Source organism: Mycobacterium asiaticum (assembly GCF_001673635.1).
In the GTDB taxonomy this organism is placed as follows: domain Bacteria; phylum Actinomycetota; class Actinomycetes; order Mycobacteriales; family Mycobacteriaceae; genus Mycobacterium; species Mycobacterium asiaticum_C.
On sequence record NZ_LZMH01000083.1, the window covers coordinates 139,412 to 165,289 of the forward strand.

The window sequence follows — 25,878 nt, forward strand, 5'->3', positions numbered from 1 at the left end:
GCCCAGCACTCAAAACGCTCAACCCTGCACGGCCGCCAACGCCTGCCGCCACAGCCCCTGATCGCGGGGCTCACCCGGCTGCTTCATCTCGGCAAATCGGATGATCCCCGACCGGTCCACCACGAAAGTGCCCCGGTTGGAGACACCGGCGACGTCGTTGAACACCCCGTAAGCCTGACTGACCGCACCATGCGGCCAGAAATCGGATAAAACCGGAAAGGTGAAACCGCTCTGCACGGCCCAGATCTTGTGGGTGGGCGGCGGTCCCACCGAGATGGCCAGCGCCGCGCTGTTGTCGTTCTCGAACTCGGGCAGGTGATCGCGCAGCGCATCCAGCTCGCCCTGGCAGATCCCGGTGAACGCCAGCGGGAAGAACACCAGCAGCACGTTCTTGGCGCCGCGGTAGTCGCTCAACGCAACCGGTTGCTGGTTCTGGTCGCGCAGGCTGAAGTCGGGTGCGGTAGCTCCGACGTCGAGCATCAGCGCTTCCCGGTCCGCGATTTCGGCTGGACCAGGCGGCTGGCACTCCAATTGCCCAGATTCACCGACGAAGTCGGCATCAGGCCCGCGGTGGGTGCCGCCTCGGCGATATCGGCGGGCAACACATGCCCGGGCCGGCCGGTCTTGGGCGTCAGCACCCAGATCACGCCGTCCTCGGCCAGCGGGCTGATCGCGTCCATCAGGATGTCCACCAGGTCCCCGTCGCCGTCGCGCCACCACAGCAACACGACGTCCACGACTTCGTCGGTGTCCTCATCGAGCAACTCGCTGCCGCAGGCATCCTCGACGTCGGCACGGATGTCGTCGTCGGTGTCCTCGTCCCAGCCCCACTCCTGCACGACCTGGTCCCGTTGGATGCCCAATTTTCGAGCGTGATCCGCCGCGACCACCGTGGAACCTCCTCAACAAACCACACGACAAGCGACGACCGTTATCGTCGCACAGGCACCTCAGAGTTCATACGGCTAACCCATGCACAGTTTCAGCGCCTTGGTCTTGGCATCGTTCAGCCGATCAACCCGTCTGTTGAACTCGCCGGTCGGAGCATGGGTACCGATCGCATTGGCCACCTGACGAGCCGCGTCGTTGTAGGTGTTGAACGCGTCGCGCATCTGGCCCGGCAACGCCTCGCTGTAGCTGTTCTCCACCGCCGTCGCGCTGGCATTGAGCGCCTCGATGGCCGGGCCTTCGGTGGGCCCGGTGTTCCTGCCGCCGTTGAACGCCGCGACGAAGGCATTCACCTTGTCGATGGCTTCCTTGCTGGTGGTGGCCAGCGCATCGCATGAGGTCCGCATCGCCCGCGTCGTCACCGACGCCTGCCGTTGGGACTCGCGGACGCTCGAGGTCACTGACGACGCCGACACCGAGGCGGACACCGACGACCGGTAGGCCGGCGCGAGGCTGGTGTCGGGTGAACCGCTCCCCTCGGTCACCTTCGTACAGCCGACGATGCCGATCACCAGCACCGCAACACAGCCGAGAGCCAGGGCGCCTCGCCTGGGGATGTCCCCCACGTGAATCACGGGATCTGACGTTACCGGGTCGCGATCCCAACTGCCCCATTAGCACCGACTTTGATCATGTGCTGACGACAGGCGCCGCCTATCCGCCGAGCACTCCAGTGCGGCACGATAGGAGGAAGATCGATCAAGTAGCTACCCTGCCACTTACAGGAGCAGAAGTTGACGACCGAGTTCGCCCGCAACGATCTGGCCAAAACCTCAAGCAGCACAAGCGAACCCGACCGGGTTCGAGTGATCCGCGAAGGCGTGGCGTCATATCTGCCCGACATCGATCCCGAGGAGACCTCGGAGTGGTTGGAGTCCTTCGACGAGCTGCTGGCGCGATCCGGGCCGGCGCGGGCTCGGTATCTGATGCTGCGGATGCTGGAGCGGGCCGGTGAGCAGCGGGTGGTGATCCCATCGCTGACTTCGACCGACTACGTCAACACCATCCCGACCGAGCTGGAGCCGTGGTTTCCCGGCGATGAGGACGTCGAACGCCGCTACCGTGCCTGGATCAGGTGGAATGCGGCCATCATGGTGCACCGCGCGCAACGCCCGGGCGTCGGCGTCGGCGGGCACATCTCGACGTACGCGTCCTCGGCCGCCCTCTACGAGGTCGGCTTCAACCACTTCTTCAAAGGGAAATCGCATCCCAGCGGCGGTGACCAGGTATTCATCCAGGGCCACGCCTCGCCCGGCATCTACGCCCGCGCCTTCCTGGAAGGCCGGTTGAGCACCGAGCGCCTCGACGGATTCCGTCAGGAACACAGCCACGCGCCGGGATTGCCCTCCTATCCGCACCCCCGGCTGATGCCCGACTTCTGGGAGTTCCCGACGGTGTCGATGGGTCTCGGTCCGCTCAATGCCATCTATCAGGCGCGGTTCAACCACTATCTGCACGACCGTGGCATCAAGGACACTTCCGAGCAGCACGTGTGGTGCTTTTTGGGCGACGGTGAGATGGACGAGCCGGAAAGTCGCGGCCTGGCCCACGTCGGCGCCTTGGAGGGGCTGGACAACCTGACCTTCGTCATCAACTGCAACCTGCAGCGCCTCGACGGGCCGGTGCGCGGCAACGGCAAGATCATCCAAGAGCTCGAATCGTTCTTCCGTGGCGCCGGCTGGAACGTCATCAAGGTGGTCTGGGGCCGCGAATGGGACGCACTGCTGCACGCCGACCGCGACGGCGCGCTGGTCAACTTGATGAACACCACGCCCGACGGGGACTACCAGACCTACAAGGCCAACGACGGCGCATACGTGCGTGACCACTTCTTCGGCCGGGACCCGCGCACCAAAGCACTCGTGGAGAAGATGAGCGACTCCGAAATCTGGAACCTCAAACGCGGCGGGCACGACTACCGCAAGGTTTACGCCGCCTACCGGGCCGCGGTCGACCATAAGGGACAGCCGACGGTGATCCTGGCCAAGACGATCAAAGGCTATTCACTCGGTGCGCACTTCCAGGGCCGCAACGCCACCCACCAGATGAAAAAGCTTGCGCTGGAAGACCTCAAGCATTTCCGGGACGCCATGCGGATCCCGATCAGCGACGACCAATTAGAGGAAGACCCGTATCTACCCCCGTATTACCACCCCGGGCCGGACGCCCCGGAGATCCGCTACCTGATCGACCGGCGTCGCACCCTCGGCGGCTTCCTCCCCGAACGGCCGACCAAGAGCAAGGCGCTCAAACTCCCCGGACGCGACACCTACAAAGCGCTCAAGAAAGGCTCGGGCAACCAAGAGGTCGCCACCACCATGGCACTGGTGCGCACCTTCAAAGAGTTGTTGCGAGACAAGGAGATCGGAAAGAGGATCGTCCCGATCATTCCCGACGAGGCCCGCACCTTCGGCATGGACTCCTGGTTTCCGTCGCTGAAGATCTACAACCGCCTCGGACAGCTGTACACCTCCGTCGACGCCGAGCTGATGCTGGCCTACAAGGAGAGTGAAACCGGTCAGATCCTGCACGAGGGCATCAACGAGGCCGGGTCGGTGGGCTCGTTCACCGCGGCCGGGACCTCCTACGCCACCCACAACGAGCCGATGATCCCGGTCTACATCTTCTATTCGATGTTCGGGTTCCAGCGCACCGGCGACAGTTTGTGGGCAGCGGCCGACCAGATGGCCCGCGGCTTCGTGCTCGGCGCCACCGCCGGGCGCACCACGCTGACCGGCGAGGGCCTGCAGCACGCTGACGGCCACTCATTGCTGCTGGCCGCGACCAACCCGGCCGTGGTGTCCTACGACCCAGCGTTCGCCTTCGAGATCGCCTACATCGTCGAATGCGGCCTGCAGCGGATGTTCGGTGAGACCCCGGAGAACGTCTACTTCTACCTCACCCTTTACAACGAGCCCTACCCGCAGCCGCCCGAGCCGGAAGACCTCGACCCCGAGGGGCTGCTGCGCGGCATCTACCGCTATCGCGCGGCCAAGGAAGAGCGGGGCAGCACCGCCCAGATCCTGGCCTCCGGGGTGTCGGTACCGGACGCGCTCAAGGCGGCCGACCTGTTGGCCAAGGACTGGGATGTCGCGGCCGACGTGTGGTCGGTGACCAGCTGGGGCGAGTTGAACCGGGACGGGGTGGCGGTGGAGAAGGAACGTCTGCGCCATCCCGACCAGCCCGCCGGCGAGGCCTACATCACCAAGGTGCTGGCCGATAGCCGCGGCCCGGTCGTGGCGGTGTCGGACTGGATGCGGGCGGTGCCCGAGCAGATCCGGCCGTGGGTGCCGGGCACCTACCTGACGCTGGGCACCGATGGGTTCGGCTTCTCCGACACCCGGCCCGCCGCCCGCCGCTACTTCAACACCGACGCCGAGTCGGTGGTGGTGGGGGTGTTGCAGGCGCTGGCCCGCGACGGCGAGATCGACTCGTCGGTGGCGGTCAAGGCCGCCCAGCAGTACAAGATCGACGAGGTGCAGGCAGCGTCTGGCCAGGAGGCCGACGCCGGCGAGGCAACTTAGCCGCCCGCCCCGGCCCCCAGGCGCCGACGCCCCTTCTCGCCGAGCGTCACGCCAGCGTGGCATTCGACGTCGAGCGTCACGCCAGTGTGACGTTCGGCGAGCGGGTTGGGTCGACGCGCGCCGCGCGGTGCCCGGCTCTTTGGCGGAATCTTCCAGAAATAAGGCGTAGCTTTTAGGAGTGAACGACAACCAGTTTGCTCAGCTCGGCCGCCTCGGGTCTGCCACCAGGTCGCCGTTGGAGATGCTGGACAGTGTTCCGGACTCGCTGCTGCGGCGGCTCAAGCAGTATTCCGGCCGGTTGGCGACTGAAGCCGTCACGGCCATGCAAGAGCGGCTGCCGTTCTTCGCCGACCTGGAAGCCTCCCAGCGCGCGAGCGTCGCGCTGGTGGTACAGACGGCGGTGGTCAACTTCGTGGAGTGGATGCAGGACCCACACAGCAACGTCAGCTACACCGCCAAGGCCTTCGAACTGGTCCCCCAGGACCTGACCCGGCGCATCGCCCTGCGCCACACCGTCGACATGGTGCGGGTGACTATGGAGTTCTTCGAAGAGGTCGTGCCGCTGCTGGCCCGCTCCGAGGAGCAATTGACCGCGCTTACCGTCGGCATCCTCAAATACAGCCGCGACCTCGCGTTCACCGCAGCCACCGCGTACGCCGACGCCGCCGAGGCGCGCGGCGCCTGGGACAGCCGGATGGAGGCCAGCGTCGTCGACGCCATTGTGCGCGGTGACACCGGGCCCGAGCTGTTGTCCCGGGCCGCCGCGCTCAACTGGGACACCACAGCGCCGGCGACGGTCGTGGTGGGCACCCCTGCCCCCGGGCGTGCCGGCGCCAACGTCGACGGCAGCGAGCGGGCCAGTCAGGACGTCCGCGACATCGCCGCTCGGCACGGCCGGGCGGCCCTGACCGACGTGCACGGCACCTGGCTGGTCGCGATCGTGTCCGGCCAGCTGTCGCCGACAGACAAGTTCTTGAAGGACCTGCTCGGCGCGTTCTCCGACGACCCAGTGGTGATCGGACCGACGGCGCCCATGCTGACGGCGGCCTATCACAGCGCCAGCGAGGCCATTTCGGGCATGAACGCGGTGCCGGGCTGGCGCGGGGCGCCGCGGCCGGTGCTGGCCCGCGAGCTGCTTCCTGAACGCGCATTGATGGGCGACGCCTCGGCGATCGTCGCATTGCACACCGACGTGATGCGCCCGCTGGCCGACGCCGGTCCGACCCTCGTCGAGACTCTGGACGCTTTCTTAGATTCCGGCGGCGCGATTGAGGCTTGTGCCAGGAAGTTGTTCGTTCATCCAAACACCGTCCGCTACCGACTCAAGCGGATCACCGATTTCACCGGGCGAGATCCCACGCAGCCACGCGACGCGTATGTCCTCCGGGTGGCCGCGACGGTCGGCCAACTGAACTATCCGACCGCCAACACCAATAGCGCTAATATTCCCTTGCCGCCGCTTCCGTCCCCGGTCAGAGGGGGTATTGCGTCCAACAAGGGCGGACTGTGATTTAGCCGACAGATCGCGGGTGTATCTCAAACACGTAGCTTACGGAGCTATTTTGTAGGAGGTATACAAAAACCTAAGACAAGGTTCATAATCTGTTACACCGCGCAAACCCCTCTTCACAGTGTTCTCTTAGACACGTGATTGCGTTGCTTGCTCCCGGACAGGGTTCCCAGACCGAGGGAATGCTCGCGCCGTGGCTGGAATTGCCCGGCGCGGCGGACCAGATCGCGGCCTGGTCTCAGGCCAGCGGCCTGGATCTGGCTCGGCTGGGCACCGTCGCATCGACGGAAGAGATCACCGACACGGCGATCGCTCAACCGTTGATCGTTGCGGCGACCCTGCTCGCTCACCAGGAACTCACCCGGCGCGGCCTGCTGGCCGGTCAGGACCTCGTTGTTGCCGGTCACTCCGTCGGCGAGATCGCGGCCTACGCGATCGCCGGTGTGCTGGCCGCCGATGACGCCGTCATGCTGGCCGCCACCCGCGGTGCCGAGATGGCCAAGGCCTGCGCAGCCGAGCCCACCGGCATGTCCGCCGTGCTCGGTGGCGACGAGGCCGAGGTGCTGACCCGCCTCGAGCAGCTCGACCTGGTGCCGGCCAACCGCAACGCTGCCGGCCAGATCGTGGCCGCCGGTCGCCTGACCGCGTTGGAGAAGCTCGCCGAGGACCCGCCAACCAAGGCCCGCGTCCGCGCGCTGGGCGTGGCCGGAGCGTTCCACACCGAGTTCATGGCCCCTGCCCTGGACGGTTACGCCGCCGCGGCAGCCAAGGTCACCACGGCCGAGCCCACGGCGACGCTGCTGTCGAACTTCGACGGACAGCCGGTGGCATCCGCCGCCGCGGCGATGCAGAGCCTGGTCTCGCAGCTGACCCGTCCGGTGCGCTGGGACCTGTGCACTGCGTGGATGCGCAACAACGCAAAAGGCCCAGTGACGGCGATCGTGGAGTTCCCGCCCGCGGGCACTCTGACCGGTATCGCCAAACGCGAACTTCGGGGGGTTCCGACGCGAGCCGTCAAGTCACCCGCAGATCTGGACGAACTGGCGAATCTCTAACCCGCCGGCTTCGCGCCAGAACCACTAAGTACGTCAAATCGGTTTACACACAACATATTACGAAGGGAACTAACTGTGGCCGTCAGTCAGGAAGAAATCATCGCCGGTATCGCCGAGATCATCGAAGAGGTCACCGGTATCGAGCCCTCCGAGGTCACCCCGGAGAAGTCGTTCGTCGACGACCTGGACATCGACTCGCTGTCGATGGTTGAGATCGCCGTTCAGACCGAGGACAAGTACGGCGTGAAGATCCCGGACGAGGACCTCGCCGGTCTGCGCACCGTCGGTGACGTCGTCGCCTACATCCAGAAGCTCGAGGAAGAGAACCCCGAGGCTGCCGAGGCGCTGCGCGCGAAGCTCGAGACCGAGAACCCCGAGGCCGTCGCCAACGTCAAGTCCAGGCTGGAAGCGGAGAGCAAGTGACCAAGCCTTCCACTGCTAATGGCGGTTACCCCAGCGTTGTGGTAACCGCCGTCGCGGCGACGACTTCTATCGCGCCGGACATCGAGAGCACGTGGAAGGGCTTGCTGGCCGGAGAAAGCGGCATCCACGTCCTCGAAGACGAGTTCGTCACCAAGTGGGACCTACCAGCCAAGATCGGTGGCCACCTCAAGGAACCCGTCGACAACCACATGGGCCGTCTCGACTTGCGGCGCATGTCCTACGTCCAGCGGCTGGCCAAGTTGCTGAGCGGGCAGTTGTGGGAAACCGCAGGTGCTCCCGAGGTCGACCCCGACCGCTTCAGCGTCGTGGTCGGCACCGGCCTGGGCGGTGCCGAGCGGATCGTGGAGAGCTACGACCTGATGAACGAGGGCGGCCCCCGCAAGGTGTCGCCGCTCGCCGTTCAGATGATCATGCCCAACGGTGCCGCAGCCGTGGTCGGCCTGCAGCTCGGGGCCCGCGGCGGAGTTATCACTCCGGTGTCGGCCTGCTCTTCGGGCTCGGAGGCCATCGCCCACGCGTGGCGCCAGATCGTCATGGGTGACGCTGACTTCGCCGTCTGCGGCGGGGTCGAAGGGCCCATCGAGGCGCTGCCGATCGCGGCGTTCTCGATGATGCGGGCCATGTCGACGCGAAACGACGAGCCAGAGCGCGCGTCGCGACCGTTCGACAAGGACCGGGACGGCTTCGTATTCGGCGAGGCCGGGGCGCTGATGATCATCGAGACCGAGGAGCACGCGAAGGCCCGTGGCGCCAAGCCGCTGGCCCGGTTGATGGGTGCCGGCATCACCTCCGACGCGTTCCACATGGTTGCTCCGGACCCCAACGGCGAACGTGCCGGCAAGGCGATGACGCGTGCGATGGAGCTGGCGGGCCTGTCCCCCAGTGACATCGACCATGTCAACGCGCACGGAACAGCGACGCCGATCGGCGATGCTGCAGAAGCCAACGCAATTCGAGCGGCTGGATGTGAATCCGCCGCTGTTTACGCGCCGAAGTCGGCGCTCGGGCACTCGATCGGCGCTGTTGGCGCGCTGGAATCGGTGCTGACGGTGCTGACCCTTCGGGACGGAGTCATTCCACCGACGCTGAATTATGAGACCCCCGATCCAGAGATCGACCTTGATGTTGTCGCTGGCGAACCTCGTTCTGGCGAGTACCGCTACGCGATCAACAACTCGTTCGGCTTCGGTGGTCACAACGTGGCGCTCGCCTTCGGGCGCTACTGAGCACGGCGTCCGGCGACGACGCGGGCCCACGCGGTCCGCAGAGCTGGACAGGCACGGAAGGAACGTTTGTTACACCAATGACGGAGCTGGTCACCGGGAAAACGCTCCCGAATGTGGTCGTCACCGGCATCGCCATGACGACCGCCATAGCAACTGACGCCGAGAACACATGGAAGTGTCTGCTCGACGGTCAAAGCGGGATCCGCAAGCTCGACGACCCGTTCGTCGAGGAGTTCGACCTGCCGGTCAGAATCGGCGGTCACCTGCTGGAGGAGTTCGACCATCACCTGACACGGGTCGAGCTGCGCCGCACCGGCTACCTGCAGCGGATGTCCACGGTGCTGAGTCGCCGTGTCTGGGAAAACGCCGGCTCGCCCGAGGTCGACCCGAACCGGCTGATGGTCTCCATCGGCACGGGGCTGGGCTCGTCGGAAGAGATGGTCTTCGCCTACGACGACATGCGCGCTCGGGGCATGAAGGCCGTCTCGCCGCTGGGTGTGCAGAAGTACATGCCCAACGGTGCCGCCGCGGCGGTGGGGCTGGAACGCCACGCCAAGGCCGGCGTCATCACTCCTGTGTCGGCGTGCGCGTCGGGATCGGAGGGCATTGCCCAGGCCTGGCGCAACATCGTCTTCGGGGAAGCCGACATGGCGATCTGCGGCGGTGTCGAGACCAGGATCGAAGCGGTGCCGATCGCGGCGTTCGCCCAGATGCGCATCGTGATGTCCACCAAGAACGACGACCCGGTGGGTGCCTGCCGCCCGTTCGACCGGGATCGCAGCGGGTTCGTGTTCGGTGAGGCCGGCGCGCTGATGGTGATCGAGACCGAGGAGCACGCGAAGGCTCGGGGGGCCAATATCCTGGCCCGCATCATGGGCGCCAGCATCACCTCGGACGGCTACCACATGGTGGCGCCGGACCCCAACGGCGAACGCGCCGGGCACGCGATGAGCCGGGCGATCCAGCTGGCCGGGATCACCCCGGCCGAGATCGACCACGTCAACGCCCACGCCACCGGCACATCGGTTGGTGACGTGGCCGAGGGCCGGGCGATCAACAACGCGCTGGGCGGCCACAAGCCGGCCGTGTATGCGCCGAAAGCCGCTCTTGGCCACTCGGTGGGTGCGGTCGGTGCGGTGGAGTCCATCTTGACCGTGCTGGCGTTGCGGGACCAGGTCGTCCCGCCGACGCTGAACCTGGAAAACCTCGACCCGGAGATCGATCTGGACGTGGTGGCCGGGAAGCCACGGCCCGGGAACTACCGGTTCGCCATCAACAACTCGTTCGGATTCGGCGGTCACAACGTGGCGATCGCTTTCGGGCGGTACTAGAAGGCGCGCCTACTAGAAAACGCCAAGGATCACCCGATAAAACCAGAGCAAGCATCACTGTCGAACTAGGAGACCTGCGATGACAATCATGGCCCCCGAGGCGGTTGGCGAGTCGCTCGACCCTCGCGATCCACTACTGCGTCTGAGCAACTTCTTCGACGACGGCAGCATCGAGTTGCTGCACGAGCGTGACCGCTCTGGTGTGCTGGCGGCGGCGGGCACCGTCAACGGTGTCCGCACCATCGGGTTCTGCACCGACGGCACGGTGATGGGCGGCGCCATGGGCGTCGAGGGGTGCGCCCACATCGTGAACGCCTACGACACCGCCATCGAGGAGCAGAGCCCCATCGTGGGTATCTGGCACTCCGGCGGTGCCCGGCTGGCCGAGGGCGTGCGGGCACTGCACGCAGTCGGGCAGGTCTTCGAAGCCATGATCCGTGCGTCCGGCTACATCCCGCAGATCTCGGTGGTCGTCGGCTTCGCGGCCGGCGGTGCCGCTTACGGGCCGGCGCTGACCGACGTCATCGTGATGGCGCCGGAAAGCCGCGTGTTCGTCACCGGTCCGGACGTGGTGCGCAGTGTCACCGGCGAAGACGTCGACATGGCCTCGCTCGGTGGACCCGAGACCCACCACAAGAAGTCCGGCGTGTGCCACATCGTCGCCGACGACGAGCTCGACGCCTACGAGCGTGGTCGCCGCTTGGTCGGATTGTTCTGCCAGCAAGGTCATTTCGACCGCAGCAAGGCCGAGGCCGGCGACACCGACATCCGGGCGTTGCTGCCCGAATCGGCGCGACGGGCCTACGACGTGCACCCGATCGTCACCGCGATCTTGGACGAGGACACTCCGTTCGACGAGTTCCAGGCCAAGTGGGCGCCGTCAATGGTGGTCGGCCTGGGCCGGCTGTCGGGTCGGACGGTCGGCGTGCTGGCCAACAACCCGCTGCGGCTGGGCGGCTGCCTGAACTCCGAAAGTGCCGAGAAGGCAGCGCGTTTCGTGCGGCTGTGCGATGCGTTCGGTATTCCGCTGGTGGTCATCGTGGACGTGCCGGGGTATCTGCCCGGTGTCGACCAGGAGTGGGGCGGCGTGGTGCGACGCGGCGCCAAACTGCTGCACGCGTTCGGTGAGGCCACCGTGCCGCGCGTCACGCTGGTCACACGAAAGATCTACGGCGGGGCCTACATTGCGATGAACTCGCGCTCGCTGAATGCCACCAAGGTGTTCGCCTGGCCAGACGCCGAGGTTGCCGTGATGGGCGCCAAGGCCGCCGTGGGCATCCTGCACAAGCGCAAGCTGGCCGCCGCGCCCGAGCACGAGCGCGAAGCGCTGCACGACGAGCTGGCCGCCGAGCACGAGCGCATCGCTGGTGGTGTGGACAGCGCCATCGACATCGGTGTGGTGGACGAGAAGATCGACCCATCGCACACCCGCAGCAAGCTCACCGAAGCGCTGGCCCAGGCCCCTGCCCGCCGCGGCCGCCACAAGAACATCCCGCTGTAAGAGCACTCCCCTTTCTCTCGCGAGCAGACGCAGAATCGCACGTTTCCGACCGGAAACGTGCGATTCTGCGTCTGCTCACCCCCTATCCCCAGCGGTGACTAGCTGTAGCTGAACAGCCGCCAGAAGCTTTGTCTGTGCATACCGATGCAGTTGCCCTGCTTCAGAGATCGGGCGGCTTCGCTACTGCCAAGCAGCTTCTGACCGTGATGACTCGACAACAGCTTGATGTTCAGGTCAAAAAGGGTGGACTCGTCCGCGTGTGGTACGGCGTATATGCGTCGAAAACACCAGATCTGTTGGGCCGCTTGGCGGCACTCGACATTTTCATGGGCCGCCAAGCTGTCCCGTGTTTGGGTACGGCCGCTGCGCTATACGGGTTCGACACCGAAGACACCGTTGCCATCCATGTGCTTGATCCCGGTGTGCGAATGCGTCCCACCGTCGGTCTGATGGTTCACCAACGCAGTGGTGCCCGACTACAGCGAGTTGCCGGACGTCTGGCCACCTCGCCCGCATGGACCGCGGTCGAGGTCGCCAGGCAGTTACCTCGACCGCGGGCGCTGGCAACCCTTGATGCTGCATTGCGTTCAAACCACTGCGCGCGCAACCAGATTGAAATTGCTGTGGCCGAACAGCGGGGGCGTCGAGGCATTGTTGCCGTGCGCGAACTGTTACCCTTCGCCGATGGACGCGCGGAGTCCGCAATGGAAAGCGAGGCGCGGCTCGTCATGATCGACTACGGGCTGCCGCTACCGGAACTCCAATACCCGATCTACGGCCGTGACGGCGAACTGTGGCGAGTCGACTTCGCTTGGCCGGAAGCACGTGTGGCGGCGGAGTACGAGAGCATTGACTGGCATTCCGGTCGCACCGAGATGATGAGAGACAAAGTTCGCTTGGCCGGGATCCAGGAACTGGGGTGGACCGTTGTTCCGCTTGTAGTCACTGACGTCAGATACCGACCTCGCCGCATGGCGGAGCGCATCGCTACTCACCTCAGCCGTCCACAGATGGCCAGCTGACCGCACCAGCGCCCTCGCCCCGCGCGCGAGCAGACGCAGAATCGCACGCGCGCGGCGCGCGCAGTGCGATTCTGCGTCTGCTCGCCAAAACCCCTAACCGCCCACCAACAACCGCGCTTCCTCCTCGGTCTCGACCGAGGGCCCAGACCCCGGCAATGGCTTACCGGCTACCTCCGGCGTAAACAACAGCGTCACCACACCTACGCCCCCGGCGAACATCAGCATGTAAGCCGGCACCATCACATTGCCGGTGGCCGATATCAATGCCTGGGCGATCAGCGGCGTCACACCCCCAACCGTCGATATCGACAGGTTGTACGAAATCGCCAGCGCCCCATAGCGAACCTTGGTGGGAAACAACGCGGGCAGCGCCGAGGGTGTCGTGCTGTCAAAGCACAACTCCATCAGCCCTACTAGCAGCACACCGATGAAGATCACCGGATATGCCGAGCCGTGCAGCATCAGCAAGAACGCCGGGATCGACGCCACGATCAGCAGCCCGCACCCCGTGCGCATGATCGGTTTCACGCCGATCCGGTCCGACAGCTTCGCTACGAACACGATCGTCGCCATCAGCACGGCCAGTGTCGCCACGATCATCACCAGCGCGGGCGTCTCCGCAACATGCACAACGGTTTTCAAGTAGGTGGGCAGGTAGCCGGTGACCATGAAGTCGGCAACCTGGGAGGTCAGCACCAGCGCAGCGCAGATCAGCATCGGCCGCCATTGCTCCACGACCGTGCGCCGGAACTGGTTGCCTTCCTCCTCGGCCTCCGCCTCCTGATGGGCTTGCTCGAAGGCCGGAGACTCGCCCAGCCGCAGCCGCATGTACAGCGCGATCAAGCCCAGCGGTCCCGCCAGCAGCAGCGGCACCCGCCACCCCCAGGCCAGCCAGTCGTCGTCGGGTAGCCACGCCTGCAGCCCGGTGACCAGGAACCCGGCCACCACGAAGCCGACCAGGTTGCCCAACGGCAGAAAGCCAACCAGCATGCCGCGCTTGCGGTCAGGTGCCTGCTCGACCAGGTAGGTCATCGCACCCACGAACTCGCCGCCGGTCGACAGACCCTGGAAGATCCGTGCGACGACAAGCAGGATCGGCGCCCAGATGCCGATCGTGCTATAGCCGGGCAGCAGGCCGCTCATCGTCGTCCCGACCGTCATCATCATGATGGTGATCACCAGGACGCGCTTGCGGCCGATGCGGTCACCGAGCGGGCCGAAGATCATGCCGCCAATCGGCCGCACCACGAACGCCGCCGCCAGCGTGCCGAAGGTGGCGATCAGATGGACGGCGCTGGCGCTGTTGCCTGGATAGAAGACCTGGGCGATCGTAGTGGCGATGTAGCCGTAGACCCCGAAGTCGTACCACTCCATGACGTTGCCGATCGCGGTGCCCGTGATCGCTCGAGACATCGCGCTGGAATCCGTCACGGTGATCTCGTCACGCGTCCACTGCTGGGGAGGGCCAGAGGTGTTCATCGACACGTCTGTTACCCCTACTACAGGGGCTCGAACCAGCGGCGGCCGGGCTAACCCACTCCCGCCAGGAACTCCTCGGCCACCGACACGACCTTCTCGCGGTCACGCGGCACCAGGCCGATACGGGTGCGACGATCGAGGATGTCACCGACGTCGAGCGCGCCCTCGTGCGTCACGGCGTATTCGAATTCGGCCCGGGTGACGTCGATACCGTCGGCGACGAAGTCGGTGGGTCGCTCACACTTTGCGGAGGCGACGACCGTCGCCGACTCGGCGCCGTAGCGCGCCAGCAGCGAGTCGGGTATCCCCCGCCCCGGTCCCGCCGCCGGCCCCGGGTTCGCGGGAGCGCCGACCACCGGGAGGTTACGGGTCCGGCATGGGGCGGCGCGCAACTGTCGCAGGCTGATGGCGCGGTTCAGCACATCCTCTGCCATGTACCTGTATTCGGTGAGCTTGCCACCGACCACGCTGATGACGCCGGTCGGCGACTCGAAGACGGCGTGGTCGCGCGAGACGTCGGCGGTGCGGCCCGTGCCGGTGTCGATCAGCGGCCGCAGCCCGGCGTAGGAGCCGATGACGTCGGAGGTCGAGACGGCCGTGCCCAGCGCCGTGTTCACCGTGTCCAGCAGGAAGGAAACTTCAGCCGAAGACGGTTCGGGCACGTCGGGAATAGCACCCGGCGCGTCCTCGTCGGTCAGCCCGAGATAGATCCGGCCCAGCTGCTCGGGCATCGCGAACACGAACCTGTTGAGCTCTCCAGGGATCGGAATCGTCAGCGCCGCAGTCGGATTGCCGAACGCACCCGCGTCGAACACCAAATGCGTTCCCCGACTTGGCCGTAACTTCAGCGCCGGGTCGATATCCCCGGCCCACACCCCCGCGGCGTTGATCACCGCACCGGCCGACACATCGAACGACTCGCCGCTGCGCTGGTCGGTCAACCGCACCGAGGTGGCGGTCGCCTCGGACGCGGCGACGTAAGTAATGATCCGCGCGCCATGCTGCGCCGCGGTGCGCGCGACGGCCGTCACCAGCCGGGCATCGTCGATCAGCTGCCCGTCGTAGTTGAGCAGTCCCCCGGCCAGGCCTTCCCGCTGCACCGTGGGCGCCATCTCGACCACGCGGCTTGCCGAGATGCGCCGCGACCGGGGCAATGTCGACGACGAGGTACCCGCCAGCACCCGCAGCGCGTCACCCGCCAGAAAGCCGACCCGCACCAGCGCACGGCTCGCATGGTTCATCGACGGCAACAGCGGAACCAGTTGCGGCATCGCATGAACCAGGTGCGGCGCGTTGCGGGACATCAGTATTCCGCGCTCCACGGCGCTGCGCCGGGCGATGCCGATGTTGCCGGTGGCCAGGTAGCGCAGCCCGCCGTGCACAAGTTTGGAACTCCACCGGCTGGTGCCGAACGCCAGGTCGCGCTTCTCCACCAGGGCGGTCCGTAGTCCGCGGGACGCTGCGTCCAATGCAATCCCGACACCGGTGATGCCGCCGCCGATCACGACGACGTCGAGCGCTTCGCCGTCGGCCAGCGCTTCGAGCTCGGAGGTGCGGCGGGCAGCGTTCAAGGCCGTGGAGTGATCCATCAGGACAGGTATCCGTTCAGTGAGTGGGTGAGTTCGGCGGCGAGTGCTTCGTCGTCGAGGATCGGTTTGACGATGTCGGCGGATTGGATCGTCGACTGGGCGATCAGCAACACCATGGTGGCGAGCCGGCGCGGGTCGCCGGGCCGCACGCTGCCCGACCGCTGCGCGACTTCCAGCCGCGCCGCCATGCCTTCAATCAGGAACAACTGGCTGGCGCCAAGCCGTTCGGTGATGTAGACGCGCGCCAGCTCCGAGTGCATCACCGACATGATCAGATCGTCGCGGCGCAACCGGTTGGCCACCGCGACCACCTGGTTCACCAGCCCCTCGCGGTCGTCGCCGTCGAAGGGCACCTCACGCATCACCGCAGTGATGTGGTTGGTCAGCAAGGTCGACATGATCGACTGCGTGTCCGGCCAGCGGCGGTACACGGTCGGGCGGCTCACGCCGGCGCGCCGGGCGATCTCGGCGAGTGTCACCCGGTCGGCGCCGAAATTCACCACGCAGCTCGCAGCCGCGGCAAGTATGCGATCCCCGGTGTCCAAATTAGGATCGTTACTCATTGACACCATGTGTAATACTGTAACGCATGACGCACCTCGAGGAACACCTTCCGCCGATGAAATGGAACGCGTGGGGAGATCCCGCCGCCGCCAAGCCGCTCTCCGAGGGGATCCGGTCCCTGCTCAAGCAGGTTGTGGGCCTTGATGATTCGGAGCAAACCGAGCTGGAAGCCGACCAGGTGACGCTGCGCCCGACGGCTCTGTCGCAGGAGGACCAGGACGGGCTGGCCAAGATCGTCGGCCCTGAGTTCTTCCGCATCGCGGATCGCGACCGGTTGTTGCGCGCCGGCGGCAAGTCCACTCCGGACCTGCTGCGACGCAAAGACCGGGGCATCCAGGATGCTCCCGACGCGGTGCTGCTGCCGGGCGACGACGAGGCCGTCGCCGCCATCCTGGGTTACTGCTCCGATCGCGGCATCGCCGTCGTCCCATTCGGCGGTGGCACCAACGTCACCGGCGGACTGGATCCGACCCGCGGTCAGTTCGGCGCCGTGATTTCGCTGGATCTGCGGCGCTTCAACCAACTGCATTCCCTCGACGAGGTGTCCGGCATCGCTGAACTCGGCGGGGGCGTCACCGGCCCGGAGGCCGAACGGCTGCTCGGCGAGCGCGGCTTCTCGCTCGGGCATTTCCCGCAGAGCTTCGAGTACGCAACGATCGGTGGCTTCGCGGCGACGCGGTCCTCGGGTCAGGATTCGGCCGGTTACGGCCGCTTCAACGACATGATCCTGGGTCTGCGGCTGGTCACCCCCGTCGGCGTCTGGGACCTCGGACGAGTGGCCGCCTCAGCCGCCGGACCCGACTTGCGCCAGTTGGCGATCGGGTCCGAAGGCACGCTCGGTGTCATCACCAAGGTGCGACTGCGAGTACATCGCGTGCCGGAAACGACCCGCTACGAGGCGTGGTCGTTCCCCGACTTCGCCACCGGCGTCGCAGCACTGCGCGCCGTCACCCAAACCGGCACCGGACCGACCGTCGTCCGGCTCTCCGATGAAGCCGAAACCGGTGTCAACCTGGCGACCCACGAAACGATCGGCGAGAACCAAAACAACGGTGGATGTTTGGGCCTGACGGTGTTCGAGGGTAGCGCGGAGCACACCGAGAGCCGGCACGCCGAGACCCGCGCGCTGCTGCAGGCCCACGGCGGCACATCGCTGGGTGAAGAGCCGGCCAAGACCTGGGAGCACGGCAGGTTCAGCGCACCGTATCTGCGTGATTCCCTGCTGGCCGCCGGCGCCCTGTGCGAGACGTTGGAGACCGCCACCGACTGGTCCAACATTCCCGCGCTCAAGGCCGCGGTGACCGAGGCGCTGACGTCCTCGCTAGCCGAATCCGGCACTCCGGCACTGGTGATGTGCCATGTCTCGCACGTTTACCCGACCGGCGCATCGTTGTACTTCACCGTGGTGGCGGGCCAGCGCGGCAACCCACTCAAGCAGTGGTGGGCCGCCAAGCGAGCCGCCTGCGACGCGATCATGGCCACCGGCGGCACCATCACCCACCATCATGCGGTGGGCGCCGACCACCGCGCGTGGATGCGCGACGAGGTCGGCGATCTGGGCGTGCAGGTGTTACGCGCGGTCAAGGCGACCCTGGACCCGGCCGGAATCCTCAACCCCGGAAAGCTGATTCCGTGACCGCAGAGGACTCGGTCACCGGCCGGTTGACCCGGCGCGAGATCGCCAAGGTGACCGCGCTGACCAATCCGCTGTCGGGCCACGGCGCCGCGGTCAACGCATCGCACCTGGCGATCGCCCGGCTCAAGCATCGCGGTATCGAGGTCGTCGAGATCGTCGGCGAAGACGCGGACGACGCCCGTTATCTGCTGGCCGCCGCGGTCGAGAAAGGCACCGACGCCGTGGTGGTCACCGGCGGCGACGGCGTCATTTCCAACGCGCTGCAGGTGTTGGCCGGCACCGATGTCCCGTTGGGCATCATTCCGGCGGGCACCGGCAACGACCACGCCCGCGAATTCGGCATTCCCACAAAGGATTCCGAGGCCGCCGCCGACGTCGTGGTGGACGGGTGGTCGGAAACCATTGACCTGGGCCGCATTCGCGATCGAAAGGGCACCAACAAGTGGTTCGGCACGGTGGCAGCCACCGGGTTCGACTCTCTGGTGACCGACCGGGCCAACCGGATGACCTGGCCGCACGGGCGGCTGCGCTACTACCTCGCAATGTTCGCCGAACTGTCACAGCTGCGCCTGCTGCCGTTCCGGCTGGTGCTGGACGGAAAGCAGGAGATCGAGGCTGATCTCACCATGACCGCCTTCGGCAACATGCGAAGCTACGGCGGCGGAATGCTGATCTGCCCCAACGCCGATCGGACCGACGGCCTGCTCGATCTGACCATGGTCAAATCGGAGTCACGGACCAAGCTGATCCGCTTCTTCCCCACCGCCATCAAGGGCACCCATGTCGGACTCGACGAGGTAACCACCGCCCGGGCGAAAACCGTCGACGTGGAGTGCCCAGGGATCAACGTCTATGCCGACGGCGACTTCGCGTGTCCGCTGCCGGCCGAGATCTCGGCGGTGCCGGCGGCACTGCGGGTGTTGCGGCCCAACCGGGTGTAACGGCCGGGTCGCCGAGTGCGACATCTTCAGCATGTTGGGCAAGTGCGCACTGGTTGCATCGGCAACATTGATCGCGCCGCTGTGTTCAACTCCCGCGGCTTACGCGAGCGAAGTCGCATCCTGGAACGGCGAATACATCATGGTGCTCGGCGCCAATGCGAAGTCCGGCACCAGCATCGCGGCCGGCCAGAATGAGTTTGCCCATCGGACCAGTGTTTCCATCACTTCTAGTTGCACCGCGGGCGTATGCACCGCGACCGTCACCAATCCGCCGCCGCCCAAGAACGATTCAATGCCCAAGACCATCGAATTCACCTGGAACGGTGCGCAGTGGGTCCGGGAGATGACCTGGAATTGGGACTGTCTGCTGCCCGACGGAACCGTCGAATACGATCCGGCGAAGTCGATTACCGTCTACACGCCGGGGCAGTACGGCATTCTCACCGGTGTCTTCCATACCGATATCGCCAGCGGCACCTGCCAGGGCAACGTTGACATGCCGGTGTCGGCGAAACCCGTGTCAGGACCGGTTACCTAGTCAATCACCGCCCCGCGCCGTTACGGCCGTGGGCGGAAAATATGCGATTGACATACCTCGCCGAGGATTTGCTGGCAATTCCCCGGAACCGTGCAATTATGGGCCTGGTCACATCTTCCGCCGGTCAACATACTTTCAGGTGAGAGGTCCACGATGTTGCAACTAATCGCCGCACCCGACCTGATTTCGGCAGCCGCGGCAAATGCGGCCGGTATCGGCTCCTCGATCGGGGTGGCAAACCTGGCGGCGCTGGCTCCGACCAGCACAGTGATGGCCGCCGCCGCGGACGAAGTATCAGAGGCGATCGCATCGCTGTTTTCCGGCCACGCCCTGGACTACCAGACGTTCAGTGCGCGGGTGGAGGCGTCGTATCTGCAGTTTGTACGAGCATTGAGCGCCGCCAGCGGTGCCTACGCCGCCGCCGAAGCGGCCAGCGCCGGCCCGCTGCAACCCGTTCTCGACGTCATCAACGCGCCGACGAACTTCCTGTTGGGCCGGCCATTGATCGGCGACGGGACCAACGGCGTGGCCGGCACGGGGCAGGCCGGTGGGGACGGCGGGATCCTGTGGGGCAACGGCGGCACGGGTGGATCGGGTGGGGCCGGGCAAGCAGGTGGCCGCGGTGGCAATGCCGGTTTGATCGGTAATGGCGGCACGGGCGGCACCGGCGGTCTGCGCGGCGGCGTGGGCGGCGCCGGCGGCACCGGCGGGTGGTTGCTGGGCAACGGCGGAGCCGGCGGCACCGGAGGCTTCGGCGGCCACGTGTTCCCCTCAGGAATCGTCCCTGAGGGAGCCGGTGGAATCGGCGGACGAGCGTTGTCGTTATTCGGCAGCCCGGGCGCGAGCGGCAACGCCGGCACCTTCCTTCCGGTGACATTCACAGATAACGAGCAGGCCGCCATCGCGTGGGCCTTGGCAACCCCTGACGCGAATTTCCTGCTGATCGGAACGGACGGAACAAATCTCGCCCGAGTCCTAGCCGATCCCGCCAACTTGCACTTCCGCGCGCTGATGGAACAGAGCGTCACGTCCGCATCGACGATCGTCGGGCACACCACCATCTCCAACCCGTCGTGGACGACCATTCAGACCGGCGTGTGGGGCGAGACGACCGGGGTGACCAACAACATTTTCACCCCCTGGACGTACGACGACTGGCCGACCGTGTACAACCACCTCGAGAACGCCTACGGCGACGCCGTCAACACGACGGTCATCGCGGACTGGAAGGTCATCACCGACATCGCTGCAGCCGGCTCGAACCCGGCCGACCACTGGGAATTCGTCCCGCAGGTCCCGGGCGATGCAAGCTGGGAACTGACGTCAAATCTGGTAGCTGAAAAGGCAATAACCGCGATTGGTGACGCCGATCCACTTGCGAGCAACCTAATCTTCGCGTACTTCACCGGTCCCGACGTCAACGCGCACGCCTTCGGTGGTGATTCGCCGCAGTACGCAGCCGCGCTGCGGAACATGGACGCCAATCTCGGTTACCACACCATTGGCGGTGGCGGATTGTTAGGCGCGGTAGCTCAATGGGAAGCCACCAACGGCGAGCAATTCTCCGTGCTCGTCGTCACCGACCATGGCGAACTAGGACCGCCCCAATTAGGCGGCATCACGCATGGCTTCCAATCCCCCATCGAGACAGCATCATTCGTGATCTTCGATCAGGCCTATAACGATATGTACGACGGGTACATCAATAACTCATGGCAGATCGTCAGTTCGACACCGACAATTCTCGATCAGTTCAACCTGCCGCAGCTGCCCTATATGCAAGGCGCGCCCCTGACGAGCCCTGTCTTCGCCGGCACTTATGTGAATCCCGACCCCAACCTGTTCAGTGTGGTCACGGCCGATTTCGCCGCGCAGGGCTATCCCGACATCGCGACCAACGTGAACCTGACAGCGCGCACGCTCGTCTCGTCGATTCCCTACCTGGCATATGAGCCGATAGCGGGCATCATTCATTCAGTGCCGGAATTCCTGCAGGTACCGGTCTCCTGGATCGGCGCCGGCGTGTACCAAGCCCTCAACATCCCGGCGCAGATGTTTGTCCGGTTCACCGGCGTGACCGGCAACGAAATCATCCCGCCGATACTGAACCCATTCCTCACCTAATTAGGCCGAGCAGACGCAAAAGCCCCCGACACGCCGTGCGTGCGGGGGCTTTTGCGTCTGCTCGCGCAGAGCTAGCCGACGCCCCGGCTCAGCCAGGTCACTTCGCCGGCGTCGCCGCCGTCGCGGTACACCTCGAGCGCCTCGTCCCACGCCGTCCCCAGCACGGAATCCAGTTCGGCGGCAAGGGTATCGGCGCCCTGGGCCATCAGTCGGCGCAACCGCATCTCGCCGACCATGATGTCGCCGTTGGCGCTCATCGCCCCGCTCCACAGACCCAGCTGCGGCGTATGACTGAACCGCTGGCCGTCGACGCCGGGGCTGGGATCCTCGGTGACTTCAAACCGCAAGACCGACCATGAGCGCAACGCGTTCGCCAACCGGGCACCCGTCCCGACGGGACCCACCCAGTTGGTGACCGCGCGCAACTGCCCGGGCATGGCCGGCTGCGGGGTCCACACCAAGTTCGCCTTGGCTTGCAAGGTCGACGACAACGCCCACTCGACATGCGGGCATACCGCCGCTGGGGAGGCGTGGACGTACACCACACCGCCGGTCACGTCGGCGAATTGATTCGACGCACGCATCTGTTGCTCCTTCGGTTCCACGAGGGACGTCTTCCCCAACGACCTGGTGAACCCGACGAGCGAGATACCTGCTGATATTTATGTGTCCTGCGTGTCTATTGTGCCCTGTGATACCGGTGTTGCGCTAGTGTGTGTTTTTCCCGATCACTGCGCCGGTCACTGCGCCGCTCGCCTAGCGGTCACTGCGCGCCGATCACCCGGTCCGATAGCGCAGGCCAGAGGTCCAGCGCCCACTCACCGAAATCGCGGTCGGTAAGCACCACGAGCGCCAGGTCCGCGTCCGGATCCACCCAGAGAAACCCGCCGGACTGGCCGAAGTGACCGTAGGTCCGCGCCGAGTTGTCGGCCCCGGTCCAATGCGGGGACTTCCCATCCCGCAGCTCGAAGCCCAGCCCCCAGTCGTTGGGCCGCTGCACACCGTAGCCGGGCAGCACGCCGTTCAAACCCGGGAACTGCACGGTCGTCGCGTCGTCGTGCATCTTCGTCGACACCGTCGTCGGCCGGAGCAGATCGCCGGCGAACACAGCGAGGTCGGCAACCGTTGATGTCGCCCCGAACCCGGCCGCGGCGGCCCCGCCCTCGAGCCGCGTGTCGGTCATGCCGAGCGGCGCGCACACCGCTTCGGCCAGATAGGGACCGAACTCGATCCCCGACTCCCGCTCGATGGTTTCGGCGAGCACGGTGAAGCCGTAGTTCGAATACATCCGGCGGGTGCCGGGCCGGGCCAGGGTGTCGTTGGATGACATGGCCAGTCCCGACGCGTGGGCCAGCAAGTGGCGGATCGTGGACCCGGCCGGCCCGGCCTCCGTGTCGAGGTCGACGACGCCTTCCTCGATCGCGATCTGGGCGGCACGGGCCACGATCGGTTTGGTCACCGACGCCAAAGCGAACACAAGGCCCGTGTCGCCGTGGGTGGCCCGCACGCCGTCCGGCCCGATGACGGCGGCAGCGACATTCGGCACCGGCCAGTCGGCAAGTCCACAGAGCGCACCCATCACTTGGTGGCGATGTAGTAGTTGTTCAGCGGGTCCGACTCGATCTCGGCCACCCGCGCGTTCGCGAACCCGGCCTCGGCCAGCATCGCGGTGGCCAGCTGCGTCCCCCACGCCGTGCCCAGCCCGGCGCCGTCCAGCGCCAGCGACACAGTCATGCAATGCATCAGCGAGGTGGTGTACAGGTAGGTGCTCATCGGCCGGTCGATGTTCTCTTCGAGTCGGCTCGACGCCTTGATGTCGGCCATCAACAGCACCCCGCCGGGGCGAAGCGCGCGGTGGATGTTGGCCAGCACCCGTGCCGGTTGCGCCTGATCGTGAATCGCGTCGAAGACGGTGATGACGTCATAGGCGCCGTCCTTGTCGAGCTCCGCGAGGTTGGCGCGCTCGAAGATGGCGTTGGTCAGACCAAGCGCAACGGCCTCCCGGCCACCCGTTGCGATGGCTTCCTCGGAGAAGTCGATGCCGGTGAAGCGGCTGTCCGGAAACGCCTGCGCCATCACGTTGACCGCATGCCCACTGCCGCAGCCGAAGTCGGCGACGTCGGCGCCGGACCGCAACCGCTGGGGAAGTCCGTCAACGAGCGGCAGCACGACGTCGACGAGCGTCGCGTCGAAGATCGCGCCACTCTCCTCGGCCATCAGCTGGTGGAAGCGCGGGTATTCGCTGTACGGCAGCCCGCCACCCTCCCGGAAGCAGCCGACAATCTTCTGCTCGACGTTGCCGAGCAGCGGCAGGAACTGCGCCACCACCGCGAGGTTGTTAGGGCCCGCGGCGCGGGTGATCGCCTGCGCTCGGTCGGCCGGCAGGGTGTAGGTGCCGGTGTCGGCGTCGTATTCGACGACGTGTCCGGTGGTCACGCCGCCCAGCCACTCCCGCACGTAGCGCTCGTTCAGGCCGGCGGCCTCGGCGATCTGCGCGCTGGTCGACGGCGGCAACCCGGCCATAGTGTCGAACAGACCGGTCTGATGCCCGATGCTCAACAACAGCACCAGGCTGGCGGCGTCGATGGCGCCCACAATCCGGGCGCTGAATTCCTCTGTGCTCTCGGCAGCCGACTCGGGTCCCCTCATGGTCAGCGACGCTACACCGGCCGCCCGCGCGGATCACCGTCGCAAACACTAGGTTGAAACCATGAGTCAGACAGTGCGCGGCGTGATTTCACGGTCCAAAGGCCGGCCCGTGGAGGTGGTCGACATCGTCATCCCTGACCCCGGGCCCGGCGAGGCCGTCGTCGACATCATCGCGTGCGGCGTCTGCCACACCGACCTGACCTACCGCGAGGGCGGCATCAACGACGACTACCCGTTCCTGCTCGGTCACGAGGCCGCGGGCACCGTCGAGGCGGTCGGGCCCGGCGTCACCAACGTAGAGCCGGGCGACTTCGTGATCCTGAACTGGCGCGCGGTCTGCGGCCAGTGCCGGGCGTGCAAGCGGGGCCGGCCGCAACTGTGCTTTGACACCTTCAACGCCGAACAGAAGATGACGCTGACCGACGGCACCGAACTCACCCCCGCACTGGGCATCGGCGCCTTCGCCGACAAGACACTGGTGGCCTCCGGTCAATGCACCAAGGTCAACCCCGAGGCCGATCCTGCCGTGGCCGGTCTGCTCGGCTGCGGGGTGATGGCCGGGATCGGCGCGGCGATCAACACCGGCGCTGTCAACCGGGACGACACTGTCGCGGTGATCGGCTGCGGCGGTGTGGGTGACGCCGCCATTGCCGGATCCGCGCTGGTCGGTGCCCGCAAGATCATCGCCGTCGACACCGACAACACCAAGCTGGACTGGGCCCGCAAGTTCGGCGCCACCCACACGATCAACGCCCGGGACCTGGATGTGGTCAAAACTATCCAGGACCTGACCGACGGCTTCGGCGTCAATGTCGTGATCGACGCGGTCGGCCGCCCGGAGACCTGGAAGCAGGCTTTTTACGCCCGCGACCTGGCCGGCACCGTGGTCTTGGTCGGGGTGCCGACGCCCGACATGCGATTGGACATGCCGCTGGTCGACTTCTTCTCACACGGCGGCGCGCTGAAGTCGTCGTGGTACGGCGACTGCCTGCCCGAGCGAGATTTCCCCACCCTGATCGACCTCTACCTGCAGGGCCGGCTGCCACTGGACAAGTTCGTCTCCGAGCGCATCGGGCTGGACGACATCGAGGAGGCGTTCCACAAGATGCACGACGGCAAGGTGCTGCGTTCGGTGGTGGTGCTGTAATGGTCGCCATCGACCGGGTGGTCACCCACGGCACCTTCGAACTCGACGGCGGCAGTTGGGAAGTGGACAACAACATCTGGCTGGTCGGTGACAATTCGAACGTGGTGGTGTTCGACGCCGCCCATGACGCCGACCCGATCATCGAGGCGGTCGCCGGCCGCCATGTGGTCGCGGTGGTGTGCACCCACGGGCACAACGACCACATCACGGTGGCTCCCGAACTGGGCGAGACGCTCGACGCGCCGGTACTGCTGCATCCCGCCGATGAGGTGCTGTGGCGAATGACGCACCCGGACAAGGAGTTCCGATCCATCGGCGACGGCGAGACAGTGAAAATCGCCGGAACCGAGCTGCGCGCACTGCACACGCCCGGCCACTCCCCCGGGTCCGTCTGCTGGTACGTGCACGACCTCGGGGTGGTGTTCAGCGGCGACACGCTCTTCTCCGGCGGGCCGGGTGCGACCGGCCGCTCCTACTCCGACTTCCCTACGATCCTGCAGTCGATCTCCGAGCGCCTCGGGAAGCTGCCGGGTGACACCGTCGTGCACACCGGCCACGGTGACAGCACTACCGTCGGTGAGGAGATCGTGCACTACGAGGAGTGGGTGGCCCGCGGGCACTAGCGCCGCTACAACCCGTCTACATCCCGT

General features: G+C 66.1%; 23 protein-coding genes. 14 read left to right on the forward strand and 9 right to left on the reverse strand.

The features are described from left to right. Positions 1–18: 18 nt before the first annotated feature. From A5645_RS25500 to A5645_RS25510, 3 genes are all read right to left on the reverse strand, one after another. Complete coding sequence (locus A5645_RS25500) at positions 19–480, reverse strand: peroxiredoxin (protein ID WP_065131477.1); 462 nt, start codon at positions 478–480, stop codon at positions 19–21. Next, the gene (locus A5645_RS25505; RefSeq protein ID WP_036359286.1) at positions 480–890 is read right to left on the reverse strand and encodes a DUF3052 domain-containing protein; all 411 of its coding nucleotides are present in this window, start codon (positions 888–890) and stop codon (positions 480–482) included. The genes A5645_RS25500 and A5645_RS25505 overlap by 1 nt, the downstream gene beginning before the upstream one ends. Positions 891–965: 75 nt before the next feature. Next, complete coding sequence (locus A5645_RS25510) at positions 966–1,514, reverse strand: Rv2240c family protein (protein WP_081288568.1); 549 nt, start codon at positions 1,512–1,514, stop codon at positions 966–968. A 168-nt stretch (positions 1,515–1,682) separates the two neighbouring features. Between A5645_RS25510 and aceE the strand changes: the two genes are divergently transcribed. The 8 genes from aceE to A5645_RS25550 all read left to right on the forward strand — a co-directional run bounded on the left by aceE (position 1,683) and on the right by A5645_RS25550 (position 12,561). After that, positions 1,683–4,472: a pyruvate dehydrogenase (acetyl-transferring), homodimeric type gene (aceE, locus tag A5645_RS25515; protein ID WP_065131478.1), complete on the forward strand. Its 2,790-nt coding sequence runs from the start codon at positions 1,683–1,685 to the stop codon at positions 4,470–4,472. Positions 4,473–4,650: 178 nt separating this feature from the next. Beyond that, on the forward strand, positions 4,651–5,982 hold the full coding sequence (locus A5645_RS25520; RefSeq protein WP_065037993.1) for a PucR family transcriptional regulator: 1,332 nt from the start codon (positions 4,651–4,653) through the stop codon (positions 5,980–5,982). A 137-nt stretch (positions 5,983–6,119) separates the two neighbouring features. Continuing rightward, positions 6,120–7,037 (forward strand): ACP S-malonyltransferase, encoded by a 918-nt coding sequence (locus tag A5645_RS25525; protein ID WP_065131479.1) that lies wholly within the window; start codon positions 6,120–6,122, stop codon positions 7,035–7,037. A gap of 75 nt (positions 7,038–7,112) precedes the next feature. Continuing rightward, positions 7,113–7,460 carry a meromycolate extension acyl carrier protein AcpM gene (gene acpM / locus A5645_RS25530; protein ID WP_036359271.1) on the forward strand — a complete coding sequence of 116 codons (348 nt, stop codon included), beginning with the start codon at positions 7,113–7,115 and terminating at the stop codon, positions 7,458–7,460. Beyond that, complete coding sequence (kasA, locus tag A5645_RS25535) at positions 7,457–8,707, forward strand: 3-oxoacyl-ACP synthase KasA (protein ID WP_065131480.1); 1,251 nt, start codon at positions 7,457–7,459, stop codon at positions 8,705–8,707. The genes acpM and kasA overlap by 4 nt, the downstream gene beginning before the upstream one ends. 77 nt (positions 8,708–8,784) lie before the next feature. Next, complete coding sequence (gene kasB, locus A5645_RS25540) at positions 8,785–10,038, forward strand: 3-oxoacyl-ACP synthase KasB (protein WP_065037996.1); 1,254 nt, start codon at positions 8,785–8,787, stop codon at positions 10,036–10,038. Positions 10,039–10,117: 79 nt separating this feature from the next. After that, the gene (locus A5645_RS25545; RefSeq protein WP_065120735.1) at positions 10,118–11,539 is read left to right on the forward strand and encodes an acyl-CoA carboxylase subunit beta; all 1,422 of its coding nucleotides are present in this window, start codon (positions 10,118–10,120) and stop codon (positions 11,537–11,539) included. 134 nt (positions 11,540–11,673) lie between these two features. Then, on the forward strand, positions 11,674–12,561 hold the full coding sequence (locus tag A5645_RS25550; protein WP_065131481.1) for a type IV toxin-antitoxin system AbiEi family antitoxin: 888 nt from the start codon (positions 11,674–11,676) through the stop codon (positions 12,559–12,561). 93 nt (positions 12,562–12,654) lie between these two features. Here the strand turns inward: A5645_RS25550 and A5645_RS25555 are convergent, their stop codons facing one another. The 3 genes from A5645_RS25555 to A5645_RS25565 all read right to left on the reverse strand — a co-directional run bounded on the left by A5645_RS25555 (position 12,655) and on the right by A5645_RS25565 (position 16,201). After that, positions 12,655–13,974 (reverse strand): MFS transporter, encoded by a 1,320-nt coding sequence (locus A5645_RS25555; protein ID WP_065131523.1) that lies wholly within the window; start codon positions 13,972–13,974, stop codon positions 12,655–12,657. A 116-nt stretch (positions 13,975–14,090) separates the two neighbouring features. Continuing rightward, the gene (locus tag A5645_RS25560) at positions 14,091–15,629 is read right to left on the reverse strand and encodes a glycerol-3-phosphate dehydrogenase/oxidase (protein WP_155768162.1); all 1,539 of its coding nucleotides are present in this window, start codon (positions 15,627–15,629) and stop codon (positions 14,091–14,093) included. Continuing rightward, entirely contained in the window at positions 15,629–16,201 is a 573-nt protein-coding gene (locus A5645_RS25565) for a TetR/AcrR family transcriptional regulator (protein WP_065131482.1), read from the reverse strand. The genes A5645_RS25560 and A5645_RS25565 overlap by 1 nt, the downstream gene beginning before the upstream one ends. 47 nt (positions 16,202–16,248) lie before the next feature. Here A5645_RS25565 and A5645_RS25570 point away from each other — a divergent pair, with 47 nt between their 5' ends. From A5645_RS25570 to A5645_RS25585, 4 genes are all read left to right on the forward strand, one after another. Then, positions 16,249–17,829, forward strand: coding sequence for an FAD-binding oxidoreductase (locus A5645_RS25570; RefSeq protein WP_065131524.1), 1,581 nt, complete (start codon positions 16,249–16,251; stop codon positions 17,827–17,829). Beyond that, positions 17,826–18,770 carry a diacylglycerol kinase gene (locus A5645_RS25575; RefSeq protein ID WP_065131483.1) on the forward strand — a complete coding sequence of 315 codons (945 nt, stop codon included), beginning with the start codon at positions 17,826–17,828 and terminating at the stop codon, positions 18,768–18,770. Before A5645_RS25570 ends, A5645_RS25575 begins: the two co-directional genes overlap by 4 nt. A 31-nt stretch (positions 18,771–18,801) precedes the next feature. Further along, positions 18,802–19,308 (forward strand): Rv2253 family sensor-like surface protein, encoded by a 507-nt coding sequence (locus A5645_RS29500; RefSeq protein WP_065131484.1) that lies wholly within the window; start codon positions 18,802–18,804, stop codon positions 19,306–19,308. Between the two features lie 153 nt (positions 19,309–19,461). Continuing rightward, positions 19,462–21,432: a PE domain-containing protein gene (locus A5645_RS25585; protein WP_065131485.1), complete on the forward strand. Its 1,971-nt coding sequence runs from the start codon at positions 19,462–19,464 to the stop codon at positions 21,430–21,432. A 71-nt stretch (positions 21,433–21,503) separates the two neighbouring features. Here the strand turns inward: A5645_RS25585 and A5645_RS25590 are convergent, their stop codons facing one another. The 3 genes from A5645_RS25590 to A5645_RS25600 form a co-directional block, all read right to left on the reverse strand. Continuing rightward, positions 21,504–22,016, reverse strand: a complete 513-nt coding sequence (locus tag A5645_RS25590; protein WP_036360928.1) for a DUF3145 domain-containing protein — start codon at positions 22,014–22,016, stop codon at positions 21,504–21,506. A 179-nt stretch (positions 22,017–22,195) separates the two neighbouring features. Beyond that, entirely contained in the window at positions 22,196–23,011 is an 816-nt protein-coding gene (locus A5645_RS25595) for a serine hydrolase domain-containing protein (RefSeq protein ID WP_065131486.1), read from the reverse strand. Beyond that, positions 23,011–24,081 (reverse strand): class I SAM-dependent methyltransferase, encoded by a 1,071-nt coding sequence (locus A5645_RS25600; protein WP_065037502.1) that lies wholly within the window; start codon positions 24,079–24,081, stop codon positions 23,011–23,013. Before A5645_RS25600 ends, A5645_RS25595 begins: the two co-directional genes overlap by 1 nt. 61 nt (positions 24,082–24,142) lie before the next feature. On the opposite strand from A5645_RS25600, the gene A5645_RS25605 reads away from it, so the two are divergent. Then, the gene (locus A5645_RS25605) at positions 24,143–25,228 is read left to right on the forward strand and encodes an S-(hydroxymethyl)mycothiol dehydrogenase (RefSeq protein ID WP_065037503.1); all 1,086 of its coding nucleotides are present in this window, start codon (positions 24,143–24,145) and stop codon (positions 25,226–25,228) included. After that, on the forward strand, positions 25,228–25,851 hold the full coding sequence (locus A5645_RS25610) for an MBL fold metallo-hydrolase (RefSeq protein WP_065037504.1): 624 nt from the start codon (positions 25,228–25,230) through the stop codon (positions 25,849–25,851). The genes A5645_RS25605 and A5645_RS25610 overlap by 1 nt, the downstream gene beginning before the upstream one ends. Positions 25,852–25,878: the final 27 nt, after the last annotated feature.

Excerpts from the sequence above, each read along its gene's own strand:
- A5645_RS25500 (WP_065131477.1), bottom strand. The coding sequence starts at position 480 with ATGCTCGACGTCGGAGCTACCGCACCCGACTTCAGCCTGCGCGACCAG.
- kasB (WP_065037996.1), top strand. The coding sequence starts at position 8,785 with ATGACGGAGCTGGTCACCGGGAAAACGCTCCCGAATGTGGTCGTCACC.
- A5645_RS25545 (WP_065120735.1), top strand. The coding sequence starts at position 10,118 with ATGACAATCATGGCCCCCGAGGCGGTTGGCGAGTCGCTCGACCCTCGC.
- A5645_RS25555 (WP_065131523.1), bottom strand. The coding sequence starts at position 13,974 with ATGTCTCGAGCGATCACGGGCACCGCGATCGGCAACGTCATGGAGTGG.
- A5645_RS25560 (WP_155768162.1), bottom strand. The coding sequence starts at position 15,629 with ATGGATCACTCCACGGCCTTGAACGCTGCCCGCCGCACCTCCGAGCTC.
- A5645_RS25565 (WP_065131482.1), bottom strand. The coding sequence starts at position 16,201 with ATGGTGTCAATGAGTAACGATCCTAATTTGGACACCGGGGATCGCATA.
- A5645_RS25570 (WP_065131524.1), top strand. The coding sequence starts at position 16,249 with ATGAAATGGAACGCGTGGGGAGATCCCGCCGCCGCCAAGCCGCTCTCC.
- A5645_RS29500 (WP_065131484.1), top strand. The coding sequence starts at position 18,802 with ATGTTGGGCAAGTGCGCACTGGTTGCATCGGCAACATTGATCGCGCCG.
- A5645_RS25585 (WP_065131485.1), top strand. The coding sequence starts at position 19,462 with ATGTTGCAACTAATCGCCGCACCCGACCTGATTTCGGCAGCCGCGGCA.
- A5645_RS25590 (WP_036360928.1), bottom strand. The coding sequence starts at position 22,016 with ATGCGTGCGTCGAATCAATTCGCCGACGTGACCGGCGGTGTGGTGTAC.
- A5645_RS25595 (WP_065131486.1), bottom strand. The coding sequence starts at position 23,011 with ATGGGTGCGCTCTGTGGACTTGCCGACTGGCCGGTGCCGAATGTCGCT.
- A5645_RS25600 (WP_065037502.1), bottom strand. The coding sequence starts at position 24,081 with ATGAGGGGACCCGAGTCGGCTGCCGAGAGCACAGAGGAATTCAGCGCC.
- A5645_RS25605 (WP_065037503.1), top strand. The coding sequence starts at position 24,143 with ATGAGTCAGACAGTGCGCGGCGTGATTTCACGGTCCAAAGGCCGGCCC.
- A5645_RS25610 (WP_065037504.1), top strand. The coding sequence starts at position 25,228 with ATGGTCGCCATCGACCGGGTGGTCACCCACGGCACCTTCGAACTCGAC.